At 52.0% G+C, this 12961-nt stretch carries 10 protein-coding genes; 7 read left to right on the top strand and 3 right to left on the bottom strand.

Annotated features, from left to right (window positions below):
* Positions 1-2 precede the first annotated feature (2 nt).
* From gyrA to GKR98_04815, 6 genes are all read left to right on the top strand, one after another.
* Positions 3-2756, top strand: a complete 2754-nt coding sequence (gene gyrA, locus GKR98_04840) for a DNA gyrase subunit A (GenBank protein QMU57587.1) — start codon at positions 3-5, stop codon at positions 2754-2756.
* A gap of 172 nt (positions 2757-2928) precedes the next feature.
* Positions 2929-3681 carry a hypothetical protein gene (locus tag GKR98_04835; protein QMU57586.1) on the top strand — a complete coding sequence of 251 codons (753 nt, stop codon included), beginning with the start codon at positions 2929-2931 and terminating at the stop codon, positions 3679-3681.
* A 146-nt stretch (positions 3682-3827) separates the two neighbouring features.
* Complete coding sequence (locus tag GKR98_04830) at positions 3828-4397, top strand: hypothetical protein (GenBank protein QMU57585.1); 570 nt, start codon at positions 3828-3830, stop codon at positions 4395-4397.
* Between the two features lie 40 nt (positions 4398-4437).
* Positions 4438-5802 (top strand): methylenetetrahydrofolate--tRNA-(uracil(54)-C(5))-methyltransferase (FADH(2)-oxidizing) TrmFO, encoded by a 1365-nt coding sequence (locus tag GKR98_04825; GenBank protein QMU57584.1) that lies wholly within the window; start codon positions 4438-4440, stop codon positions 5800-5802.
* A 79-nt stretch (positions 5803-5881) separates the two neighbouring features.
* A complete protein-coding gene (locus GKR98_04820) occupies positions 5882-6499 on the top strand; it encodes a methyltransferase domain-containing protein (GenBank protein QMU57583.1) in 618 nt (205 codons plus the stop codon).
* Positions 6496-7359, top strand: coding sequence for a tRNA glutamyl-Q(34) synthetase GluQRS (locus tag GKR98_04815; protein QMU57582.1), 864 nt, complete (start codon positions 6496-6498; stop codon positions 7357-7359). Before GKR98_04820 ends, GKR98_04815 begins: the two co-directional genes overlap by 4 nt.
* 28 nt (positions 7360-7387) lie before the next feature.
* Here GKR98_04815 and hisI read toward each other — a convergent pair whose 3' ends face one another.
* On the bottom strand, positions 7388-7768 hold the full coding sequence (hisI, locus tag GKR98_04810; protein QMU59968.1) for a phosphoribosyl-AMP cyclohydrolase: 381 nt from the start codon (positions 7766-7768) through the stop codon (positions 7388-7390).
* 44 nt (positions 7769-7812) lie between these two features.
* Between hisI and GKR98_04805 the strand changes: the two genes are divergently transcribed.
* The gene (locus tag GKR98_04805) at positions 7813-8268 is read left to right on the top strand and encodes an iron-sulfur cluster assembly scaffold protein (protein QMU57581.1); all 456 of its coding nucleotides are present in this window, start codon (positions 7813-7815) and stop codon (positions 8266-8268) included.
* Positions 8269-8707: 439 nt separating this feature from the next.
* On the opposite strand, the gene recG is transcribed toward GKR98_04805, so the two are convergent.
* Positions 8708-10798 carry an ATP-dependent DNA helicase RecG gene (gene recG / locus GKR98_04800; protein QMU57580.1) on the bottom strand — a complete coding sequence of 697 codons (2091 nt, stop codon included), beginning with the start codon at positions 10796-10798 and terminating at the stop codon, positions 8708-8710.
* Positions 10795-12915 carry an NAD-dependent DNA ligase LigA gene (gene ligA / locus GKR98_04795; protein QMU57579.1) on the bottom strand — a complete coding sequence of 707 codons (2121 nt, stop codon included), beginning with the start codon at positions 12913-12915 and terminating at the stop codon, positions 10795-10797. The genes recG and ligA overlap by 4 nt, the downstream gene beginning before the upstream one ends.
* Positions 12916-12961: the final 46 nt, after the last annotated feature.

The raw sequence follows: 12961 nt of genomic DNA, 5'->3' as shown, positions 1-12961 counted from the left end.
TCGTGACCGATACGCCAGAACCACCTGAAATTACTGACGAAAACACACCCGAAGGCCCCCGCCATGACGGCCCGACAATCTCCATTGCAGACGAGATGCGCTCCAGCTATCTCGACTACGCCATGTCCGTCATCGTCTCCCGCGCCATCCCCGATCTGCGCGACGGCCTGAAGCCTGTTCATCGCCGAATTCTTTATTCGATGTATGAAACCAGCAACACTGCCGACAAGTCCTATCGCAAGTCCGCCCGCCCCGTGGGTGACACCATGGGGAAATACCACCCCCACGGTGATGGCGCGATCTACGACGCCCTTGTGCGTATGGCCCAACCGTTCTCGATGTCCTTGCCCTTGCTCGACGGGCAAGGAAATTTCGGTTCAATGGACGGCGATAACCCGGCCGCCATGCGTTACACCGAGGTTCGGATGCAGAAAGTCGCTGACTTTGTGCTGGCCGACATCGACAAGGATACCGTTGATTTTCAAGACAATTACGACGGCAAAGACCAGGAACCCATTGTCCTGCCGTCGCGGTTTCCGAACATGCTGGTCAATGGTGCTGGCGGCATCGCCGTCGGCATGGCCACCAATATTCCACCGCATAATCTCGGCGAAGTCATCGACGGCACGCTGGCCTTAATCGATAACCCGGATCTGTCGTCCGAAAACCTAATGGAATACATCCCGGCCCCGGATTTCCCCACGGGCGGTATCATTCTGGGTCGTTCCGGTGCCCGCAAAGCCTATCTCGAAGGCCGTGGCAGCGTCATCATGCGCGCCAAAACCCGGATCGAAGAGATCCGCAAAGACCGCTATGCCATTGTTCTGGATGAAATTCCCTATCAGGTGAACAAGTCTTCGATGATCGAAAAGATCGCCGAACTGGTTCGTGATAAACGACTTGAAGGCATCAGCGGTATTCAGGACGAAAGCGACCGTGTCGGCGTGCGTGTTGTGATCGAACTGAAACGCGATGCGACACCCGACGTCGTGCTGAACCAGCTATTCCGCTTTTCGGCCATGCAAACCTCGTTTGGTTGCAACATGCTTGCACTGAATGGTGGACGCCCGGAAACGCTGACTCTTCGCGATTTCTTGACCAATTTCATCACCTTCCGCGAAGAAGTTGTTGCGCGGCGTACAGCCTATGAGCTGCGAAAAGCCCGCGAACGCAGCCATATCCTCTGTGGTCTGGCAGTTGCGGTGTCTAACGTTGACGAGGTGGTCGCCACTATCCGGTCATCCGCCGACGCCCCCGAAGCTCGTAAACGCTTGATGGAGCGCCGCTGGCCCGCCTCAGACATTGCAGCCTATATCCGCCTGATCGACGACCCGTCCCATACGATGAACGATGACGGCACCTATTTCCTCAGCGAAACCCAGGCCCGTGCCATTTTGGAACTCCGCTTGCAACGCCTGACACAAATCGGCGTCAAGGAAGTTACGGACGAGCTGGAAGAGCTGGCTGCCAAGATCAAGGATTACCTTGATATATTGGGCTCTCGCGAACGGATCATGTCGATTATTTCGACTGAGCTGCAAGACGTGAAAGATCAGTTTGCTGTCCCTCGTCGCACAGAAATCGTCGATTGGTCTGGCGACATGGACGACGAGGACCTGATCGAACGTGAAGACATGGTCGTAACGGTGACTCAGTCGGGTTACATCAAACGAACCCCGCTGGCCGACTTCCGCGCCCAAAAGCGCGGCGGCAAGGGTCTTTCCGGTGGCACGATGAAGGACGACGATGTCGTCACCAATCTTTTTGTCGCCAACACCCACACGCAGCTGCTGTTCTTTACGACCGACGGCATGGCCTACAAGCTGAAGACTTGGCGCCTGCCCCTTGGTGGACGAACGTCCAAAGGCAAGGCTATCGTCAAAACTCTGCCAATCCCTACAGGGGTTTCCATCGCGGCCATGATGCCGGTGGACCGGGATGAAGATGAATGGGACGAACTACAGATCGTCTTTGCAACCGCGACAGGCGACGTGCGGTGCAACGCGCTCAGCGATTTCACCAACGTGAAATCCAACGGCAAAATTGCTATGAAGCTGCCCGAGGGCGTGACATTGGTGAATGCCCGTATCGCATCGGAAGAAGACGACGTGATGTTGATCACGTCTTCGGGCCGTGCCATCCGCTTCTCAACCACTGCTGTACGCGTCTTCAAAGGCCGCGATTCAACCGGCGTTCGGGGTATTAAACTTTCTGAAGGGGACACGGTCGTATCCATGTCCGTCATCCGGCATTTCGAGGCGACGCCAGAAGAACGCGCCGGATACCTGAAAATGCGCCGTGCCGCCGAAGGGGTTGCGGACGATGGCGAAGGTGGTGACGAGGAAGAAGAAATTGCGGGTGCCATCAGCCCCGAGCGATTTGAAGAGATGCGTGCAGCCGAGGATCTGATCCTGACGATTTCAGCCAAAGGCTCGGGCAAACTGTCATCCAGCCATGACTACCCCGTTCGCGGGCGCGGCGGCCAGGGTGTTCGGGCCATGGATGCGGCAATGCGCGGCGGTGGCCTGGTTGCAAGTTTCCCGGTCGAAACCAGTGATCAGATTATGTTGGCCACAACGACAGGCCAGTCAATCCGGGTGCCGGTACAAGGGATTTCGTTCCGGTCGCGAGGCGCTGGTGGGGTAAAGGTTTTCAATACCTCCGAAGGTGAAGAAGTGGTTTCCGTGGCTTGGATCGCCGAGCAAGAAGAGGATGAAGTGAACTCTGACACTCCGGAACAGCCAGAATCCGAGTAAATGCAAAAAATTGGGCGGTTGTGGCCGGAATCTTAACCGGAACCGCCCAAATCTTAACGAAGGTTAACGTATTTACCAGTTAACCATTTATTAAGATTGAACTTTTCTTTAAATTGTATCTTTGTCATAAAACTCATGGGCGGCGGCAGTTGCGCTTGGTCGGAGTGAGTTCATGTTTAAGAGTGTAGTGTTAACCTTGGCCCTTTTTGCGGCTTCCCCGGTGTTGGCTCAATCAAGTCTCGGCATACAGGGGGCAGAGCTTCGCTTCGGAGCACTACAGGACGAAGATGGGAACGCTCAATCCGACTTCCGCCTTGGATTGGATGTGGCAATCACCTCAGCACACGGTTTCCAAGGAGACGTAATCCTTTCGGACACAGATTATGGCCTCATTGGTCAGCTGGGCGCACATTTATACATGGACCCGGTTGCCAACCAGAAATACGGAGTTTTCGCGACCTTGGCTGACGTTGATGGCCGCACGATGTCTTGGGCGGCTCTAGGTGTCGAAGGAATGCTGGCACTGAATTCGTCAACCACAATCCAGATACAGACCGGCATGGGGATAAGTGATGTAAACGGGTTGGACTTTATTTTTGCAGGGATTTCAAGTGTGCACGCGATATCGTCCACAGCCGAGATCGAAGGGTCTCTTGATCTGGTTGAGTTTGACGAGGCCGGATTCCAAGCCATCGCTTACGATATCGGATTGTCTGCACGCTATAGTCCTTCAGGGGCTCCCTGGGGCATTTATGGAAACCTGACGCAAAGTGGGCTGACCGGCGCAAGTGGAGCGCCCGGAGAAACGCGTCTTGGACTCGGCATAAGCTGGTCTCTTGGTGCATCCGGCGGAGTCAGCCCAACCACACGACAGTTTCGCTCGACCGACCCTGTTGCTTCGTTGGTCCGGCGCGATCTGTGGTAGCAGCCTTAGTCCGGCCCAAGTTCCGCCTCATAACTGCCTGAATTGTAAAGCAGACCGGTTCGGGTCGCCTATCTGCTAGGCGATTTGGTAATCTGGGTGTCGAGTATTACGGGTATAGTGCGCCCGAAAAATAGGGGACATTCATCATGCGGACGGCTGCCGCGAAGATCTTTCATCAATCCATTTCCGGACATTCACTTGTACGCCTACTGATCGTCTCATACTTTATGGCGCTATCAGTTGGCTTTATTGCTGGCACCGATGTAAGCGTGCTGGCCGCTCCGATTTTTCCAGCGCCCTTTGATCACATTCTGACCAGCGCAATTGTATTTTCTTTGGCTCTAATGATCCTGATCGGTCGGCAGCGTCGACTGGCGGCGCTGGTTCTTGCAGTGATGCTTTTTTGGGCCAGCTACGTAATAATGCTCTCAAATTCTTTGGCACATGATCTTGACGCGTTCTGGCGGGACCTGGCCCTTATTGGTGCTCTCATTCTGACCTATTCAGGCAACGAAACTATTAATGAGACAAGCTCCGAAACTGATGACGCCGCTATGTTTCAACATCTAGCCAGTGCGAGCGAAACAACTGACCTTGATGGACTACAATCCAGTCACAACGAAGGGTTTGAACCGGTTGCAAATCAAACGACGGCCAGACGTAAATCAATAAAAAACCAGTTTCGCGAAGATTTCGATATGGTTCGCATCTCTTAGTCTCTTTTAAACACATCGGTTTGGGGCTACATCGCCCCACATGAGCGAAAAGAAACTTCACATCATTGGTGGCGGGTTGGCTGGCAGCGAAGCTGCCTGGCAGGCGGCCAATCGCGGCGTTTCCGTAGTATTGCACGAGATGCGCCCCAGCGTCGAAACCTTCGCTCACAAAACCGGCGATCTTGCTGAAATGGTTTGCTCAAATTCATTTCGCTCTGATGACTCCGAACAGAATGCGGTTGGTCTCTTACATTGGGAAATGCGTGCGGCTGGTGGGTTGATCATGGAGATGGGCGACCGTCATAAACTTCCCGCAGGCGGAGCGTTGGCGGTTGACCGTGAAGCTTTTGCAAAATCCGTAACCGAAAGACTTCAGGCGCATCCGAATGTCGCGATTGAGCTTGGGGAGATCAGCGAGCTTCCTAACGAGGGGCAATGGATAATTGCGACTGGACCACTGACAAGCGGATCTCTTGCTGCGTCTATTCAGAACGAAACCGGTCAGGATGCCTTGGCATTCTTCGATGCAATCGCACCTATTGTTTACGCCGACAGTATCGACATGAATCTTGCCTGGCGGCAGTCCCGCTATGACAAGGGCGACACCGAGGAAGAACGGACAGCCTACATCAATTGCCCCATGGACAAGGACCAATACGAGGCATTCATTGACGCGTTGATTGCTTCGGACAAAACTGAATTCAAAGCTGGCGAAACCGCGGGGTATTTCGACGGATGCCTTCCAATCGAGGTCATGGCTGATCGCGGCCGCGAAACTCTTAGGTTTGGACCGATGAAGCCGGTTGGGTTGACCAATCCACACGACCCCGACAACAAATCCTATGCTGTGGTTCAGCTCAGACGCGATAACGCCCTTGGTACCCTTTACAATATCGTCGGATTTCAGACGAAAATGAAATACCAAGCGCAAACCGACGTTTTCAAAATGATCCCAGGCCTTCAGGACGCTTCATTTGCCAGACTTGGCGGCATTCACCGGAATACATTCTTGAACAGTCCCAGGCTGCTTGATGCAGAAATGCGACTTAAGACCAAACCGAACATTCGGTTTGCCGGTCAGATTACAGGAGTCGAGGGCTATGTTGAAAGTGCAGCAATGGGTTTGCTGGCAGGTCAGCTTGCCGCAGCGGAATTGAGCGGAACATCGCTTCCACCCGTGCCAAACGTCACTGCAATTGGTGCTTTGATCCATCATATCACCGGTGGAGCCGACGCGAAAACATTTCAACCAATGAACGTCAACTTTGGTCTCTTCCCGGCCATCGATGCAAAAGGCGGCCGGCGTGGGCGACGCGAACGCTACAAAGCCTATACAGATCGCGCCAAGGCCGATTGGCTGGACTGGATAAAAGCATGTGGCGGCACGCCCATTGCCGCAGAGTAAAACGAAGCGCCTGTATCAATCACATAGTTCCAATCTCTTTTTTGTCGCGTCGCGAATTTCCATGACGTAACATCGAGGGATGTCAGGCAAATCACCAAGCGCCGATCTTTGGACTTCCCACTCGACTGAAGAAATCCAAGAGATCTATTCGAACTGGGCCAGCGAATACGATTCCGACGTTGCGGAATGGGGGTATGCGACCCCTGCCCGTATTGCTCTCGCTCTTCGTCAATCTGGTGCAAACGTCGAAAAGCCCGTGCTGGATTTCGGATGTGGAACCGGCCTTTCCGGTATCGCTCTGAAATCAGTTGGGTTTGATGTTATCGATGGAACCGACATTTCGGATGAAATGCTCGCTCTCGCAGAACAGAAAGGTGTTTATCGCCAAGTTTGGGTGTCTGAACCGGGTACACTCGGTCACATCAAGCGTGGTGATTATCCCATCATCACCGCGACCGGGGTCATTAGTTTAGGTGCCGCACCGCCAGAAACCCTAGACTTGCTATTAGATGTACTCGCACCAGGGGGCTTGCTTGCCTTCAGTTTTAACGACGCCACGCTGGCTGACCGTAGTTACACTGACCGATTGGATATTGCCTTGCTGGCGCCTGACACTGAACTTGTGTTTGAAGAACTAGGTCCGCATTTACCCGCCAAGAACATGCAATCCGCGGTGTATGTATTACACAAAGCGTGAGAACGCGCTTCGCCCCTTCGCCGACCGGCCCACTACACATTGGCCACGCGTTTTCGGCCCTCCTCAATTTTCAAGCCGTCCAGAATGGCTCGGGAGAATTCCTTCTACGGATAGAAGACATTGATCAGACGCGTTCACGGAAAAGCTGGGAATCGCAGATTTTCCGTGATTTGGAATGGCTCGGATTGTCTTGGACAAAACCAGTGATGCGGCAATCGGAGCGGATAGAGTGTTATCAAAACGCCTTGCAGTCGCTTTGGGCACGGGGCCTTCTTTATCCCTGCTCCTGCAAACGAAAAGACATCCTTTCGGCTGCAAGTGCCGCAAACGAAGGCACTCCGTTATCTGGACCAGACGGAACGGTTTATCCCGGCACTTGTCGATCTAAGGATCCTCATTCAACGGCCTTGCCTCAAGGCGCAGCATTGCGGTTGAATATCGAAGCGGCCTTTGAAGCAATTGCCGATCCAGCGACTTTGGCTTTCCAAGAAGAAGGAGCTGGACCCAACCAAGAGACTGGTGCTGTATCAATGGATAAAGATCAGGCCGTTACCGAAATTGGCGACATTGTCCTTGCCCGTCGAGACTTTGGAACGTCCTATCATCTCTCAGTTGTTGTGGACGATGCGGCACAAGAAATTACGAACATCATTCGCGGTCAGGACCTTTTCCAGGCGACCCATATTCACGTATTGCTACAGCGTCTCTTGTCATTGCCGACACCGATTTATCGGCACCACAGGCTGATCAGGGATGAAAACGGAAAACGCCTGGCCAAAAGAGATGATGCACGGTCCATTGATAGCTATCGTCAGAGCGGAGCATCAGCTGCCCACATCCGCGAACTGATTGGATTGTGATCGATCCTTTTAATGATTTGCGCGCTGCCTAAATGGATTGCGGTGATTGCAACTCAACTTCGTTTCCTGTCTCAACGCCGGTGTAAAAACACGAAACTCGGTTCGTGTGGCAAGCCGGGCCAACTTGGCGCACAATTGCCAATAGGCAATCCCGATCACAATCAACACGAAGCGCTTCCAGTGCCTGTGTATGACCCGACGTCTCGCCCTTGACCCAATATTGCTGTCGAGATCTTGACCAATAGGTCATCTTTCCGGTCTCCAATGTGCGTGCGACGGCGTCGGAATTCATCCATGCCATCATCAGGACCTCATTGGTCTTGGAATCCTGTGCAATAACAGGAATTAACCCGTCTGAATTATAGTCCAGAGTTCCCGGATCAAATGACATGGCCCTGTCCTTTTCAATCGACATTGAAGCCTCTATTTAAGTGCGAAGAACGTCGAAGGAAAGTGATGCCAGATACTGATCTCATAAAGCTCTATTCTGGGCGTATCCTTGAATTGGCATCGGATATTCCTTTGAGTGAACCACTTGCATCACCAATGGCAACCGTAAAACGGCGTTCACCGCTCTGCGGCTCAACTGTGACTGTCGATGTCGTGGTTACAGAAGGCAAAATCACTGAGTATGGTCAGGATGTTAAAGCGTGCGCACTGGGACAGGCTTCTGCATCCATCTTCGCGCGCCATGTCATCGGACGCACACAATCCGAAATTGTCACGGCAAGGGATCAACTCAAAGCTATGCTGGTCAATGACGGACCTGTTCCTGATCTGCCATTCAATGACTTTGAAACGCTTCTTCCAGCACGCGACTTCAAAAACCGACATGCTTCCATATTGCTGGCCCTCGAAGCAACCGTGGATGCTTTTGGCGAAATTGAATCCCGAACTTCTTACGGTTAGAACATTTCCGGTTATCTATTGATGCTCAAAAAAAAACGCCGCACATCATTTTCGATGGCGGCGTTAGTGGCGTATCTGGTGGGGAAACCGACCAACCCCCGGACAAGGGGTTTATCGACGGGACAATGTCTACGCATCAAAGTTGGGGACAGAATGCGTGGTCGGAAATCCAGATCGCAGGCAGAATGAATTCTTAACTAAATCCGGGCAAAGTCAGAACGACAACAAAGATCGAAACAAGCGCAACTGCACCAGCAAAATCCAGAACGAGAGTCCCGGAATTACGCAAAATAGTTTCTTTCAATTCGGTCATTGAAGTGTTCCTTCATTTGGGATCAGGCAGCGGGCGGGCTGCGTTGTTGCCTATTTGTTCTCAAATTCCCCACGAGATGTAAAGAACTTTTTGAGAACATATGTGAACAAAATGATCACACTCCGTCTAACCAATTGAAATCATTCGAATAGCGCGATCTTGCTCCAACAGCCAAAGAAGAACCCGGGCGGCTTTCCCGCGTTTGGATGTAAGTTCAGGGTCGCGTGATATTAGTAGTCGTGCATCTTTGTGTGCCTTTGCCATAAGCGAAGTCTGCGATTTCAAATCCCCAATCCGAAATTCCGGCAGTCCTGACTGAACAGTTCCCAGTACGTCACCAGCTCCTCTCATTGCCAAGTCTTCTTCTGCAATTCGAAATCCGTCTTCTGTTTCCCTCAACACTTCCAATCGTCGTCGCGCGGTTTCCGAAAGCGGAGACTTATACATAAGCAAGCATGTCGATTGATCTTTTCCGCGCCCGACCCTTCCACGAAGTTGATGGATCTGGGCAAGCCCAAAACTTTCTGCGTGCTCAATAACCATGATTGATGCATTCGGGACGTCGACGCCGACTTCAATGACAGTCGTCGCCACAAGAATTTTGCAATCGCCCGCTATAAACCTGTTCATCGCAAGGTCTTTTTCACCAGATGGCAATTGGCCGTGAACCAACCCAACCGTTTCTTCGCCAAAACGCGCCCGAAGCGCTGCAAACCGCTTTTCTGCAGCCGCTAAGTCAGAAACTTCACTTTCATCAACTAACGGGCAGACCCAGTAGATTTGACGTTGGTCTGCAAGCGCATGCGCCAAGTGGTCCACCACCTCGTCTATGCGTTCGGCAGAAATCAATGCGGTTTTCACGGGTGAACGACCCGGAGGCTTTTCATCCAATACCGAAACATCCAGATCGCCATATTGTGCCAGGTTTAGTGACCGCGGAATGGGAGTTGCCGTCATCACTAGGATATCAGTATGCGCACCCTTTTCACCCAACATCTTTCTCTGCGCGACACCAAAGCGATGCTGTTCGTCGATTATTGCCAACCTAAGATCCTGAAACTCAACATCTTTTTGAAATAGCGCGTGTGTGCCAAGCAGAATGTTTATTTGTCCGTTTGCAAGCGCTTTCAGCTTGGAAACACGCTCAGCGCCCTTATCCCGTCCCGTCAGAATGTCGACGCGCAATTCCGTAGAGCGGGTTAATTCACGGACGGTCGCAAGGTGTTGTCGGGCAAGTATTTCGGTTGGGGCCATCATTATCGCCTGACCGCCTGCCTCGGCTGCCGTTACAAGACTGATCGCCGCAACCAATGTCTTGCCTGAACCAACATCGCCCTGCAGCAGCCTGTTCATCCTATGCCGATCAGCCATGTCGGACTGGATTTCCGAAATCGCTCTGGATTGAGCTGCCGTGGGATCGTAGGGGATATTGGAATAGACGATGCTTTGGAGTTTCCCCGATCCAGTTGTACTGCGGCCTTCTCTGACCCGTCTGTTGCTCCGAGCCAATGCCAGCGTAAGCTGATGCGCAAAGAATTCGTCGTAAGCCAGCCGGCTGCGTGACGGTGAAGTGGGCAATAGGTCTGCCGTTTCTTCGGGCGCGTGGACTTTGGTTATGGCTTGCGACCAAGTTGGCCAGCTCTCGGCTGCCAGGACTGACGGTTCGATCCACTCACCCAAGTCTGCAATTAACTCGACCGATCCACGCACCGCCTTTGTCATGACCTTTTGTGAAATACCTTGAGTCAGTGGATACACAGGTTCAAACAGCGGAAGTTCGCTTTCCTCGCCGAGACGAATAATGTGATCCGGGTGGACCATTTGTAGAATATTATCAAAGGCTTCCAGTCTTCCCGATACAACACGATCTTCGCTTATTGGAAGCTGCCGTTGCAGCCAATCTTCACGGGCGTGAAAAAAGACCAACTGAAATGACGTTTCCGTATCTGAAACATCTACGCGATAGGGTCTGCCTTTTTGCCGCGCGGGAATATGCCGTTCGACCTTTACCGAAACAGTAACAGTTTCAGGCAGCACCGCATCAGCAACGGTTCTGCGGCGTCGGCGATCAATTCCCGATACGGGCAACGTCAGCAACAAATCTTTTGGGGTTCTGACCCTAAGATTATCAAGCAATTTCGCTGTTTTTGGCCCAACGCCGGGCAATTTCTCCAACGTTGAAAACAAGCGGAATAATATCTCCGGACGTCCTGTCATAACCCTTCAATCAATCTGAGCCATCCTTCTTCATCGATAGTCTCAATGCCCAGTTCGACGGCCTTTTTCGCCTTCGATCCGGCGCCGGGGCCGGCGACCACAAGGTCAGTGCGAGATGACACAGAGCTTGAAACTTTTGCCCCCAAAACTTCGGCACGAGATTTTGCTTCAGCCCGAGACATTTTTTCCAAAGTGCCCGTGAAAACAATTACTTTTCCCGAAACCGGGCTATCAGAGCCGATGGTTTGTTCGGCGTCTTGAACATCCAGATGTTCCAAAAGGCGATCGATAAAAGCACGTTCGGATGGTTGCTGCAACGCCGTGACAAATGACGCCGCCATAATTTGCCCAACGCCATCGACCGACAACAGCGCTTCCCAGTCTTCGCCTTCACCAATTTCTGTTTTGTCGACTGAAGATATCAAGTTTGACCAAGACCCGAAATGATTGGCCAGAAGTGCACCCGCGCTTTCCCCGACATGTCGAATTCCAAGCGCAAAGATCAGCTTTTTCAGCGGGACATTTGATTTTTCACGGATAGCAGCAAAAAGCTTGTTGGCTGACTTTTCGCCCCATCCTTCTTTGTTGCTAAGTCTATTTTCACCTGTTCCGAACTTTGCTTCCAATTGAAAAATGTCAGCCGGCTCTTTAATCCAACCATCGCCATAAAACTGCTCGACCTGTTTGGCACCAAGCCCATCAATGTCAAAGGCTGAGCGTGAAACAAAATGCCGTAGTTTCTCAACGGCTTGTGCCGGGCATATCAATCCACCCGAGCAACGCCTGACTGCGTCACCGGGCTCGCGAAATGCTTCGGATTGGCATTCCGGGCAGATGCGTGGAAACTCATACTTCTGCGAGTCGGCTGGCCGTTTCGAGAGGTCGATATCCTTCACCTTGGGAATGACATCGCCAGCACGATAGACCTGAACCCAATCGCCAATTCTAATATCGTTGCCACCTCTAATTGGCTCGCCTTTTGAGTTTTTTCCTTCGATATAGTCTTCGTTGTGTAGCGTTGCATTCGAGACCACAACGCCACCAACTGTTACTGGTTGCAGCCGAGCGACAGGACTTAGGGCGCCTGTGCGCCCAACCTGAATGTCGATTTCCAACAGTCGTGTCCAAGCCAATTCCGCCGGAAACTTATGCGCCGTTGCCCATCTTGGCGTCGTCGATCGGAACCCCAGTCTCGACTGCAATTCAAGATCATTGACCTTGTACACTACGCCATCAATGTCATAATTCAGCGATGCTCGTTGCTCTTCAATTAGAGAATAGTGTTGAATGAGGTCATCAGTGGATTGACAAATTTTTGTGAGCGGGTTGGTAGAAAACCCCAACTGGCTCAAAAAATCGAGTGCTTCTTTCTGGGTCTTGCCGAGTGGTGCACTTATACTGCCCCAAGCATAGGCAAAGAACTTCAATGGCCGCGATGCTGTGACGCTCGGATCCAGTTGTCGCAAAGAACCGGCCGCGGCATTTCGCGGATTTGCGAAAACCTTCTCATGCAGTTCCTTTTGCCGCTGATTGAGTCTGCCGAAGTCATCGTGACTCATGTAAACTTCGCCTCGAACTTCAAGTAAGTCGGGGGCGCCGCTAATGGATTTGGGAACGTCTTCGATTGATCGGGCATTGGCAGTGACATTCTCGCCGATCGATCCAACGCCGCGCGTGGCCGCGTGCTGAAGTTTGCCGCTCTCGTATCGAAGGGAAAGCGACAAACCATCGATCTTCGGTTCGGCAGTAAATGTCAGCGTGTCTACGCCACTCAGGCCCAGGAATTTCCGAATTGATACGTTAAAATCTTCTACATCTTCTTTTGAAAACGCGTTGCTTAGCGATAGCATTGGGACAGAATGGGCGATTTTCTGAAATCCCGAAGTAGGTGCAGAGCCAACAACATCGCTTGGAGAGTTTTTGGATTTCAGATCAGGAAACCGAAGTTCAATCTCGGAATTCCGCTTTTTTAGCCTGTCAAATTCGGCATCTGTAATTTCGGGATCGTCGTCTTGAAAATATTTGGCGTTGGCGTTCTCAATTTTCTTCGACAAGCGGGCCAGTTCAGAAACCGCCTGATCAACCGAAAGTTCACCGACTGGGATATCATCTGGCATTCGTAGCCTCCCCGAATTCACCTTCCATGGATAAATTCGGGGCGAC

The organism is Boseongicola sp. (assembly GCA_014075275.1).
In the GTDB taxonomy this organism is placed as follows: domain Bacteria; phylum Pseudomonadota; class Alphaproteobacteria; order Rhodobacterales; family Rhodobacteraceae.
This window is presented reverse-complemented; position numbering and strand designations above follow the sequence as displayed.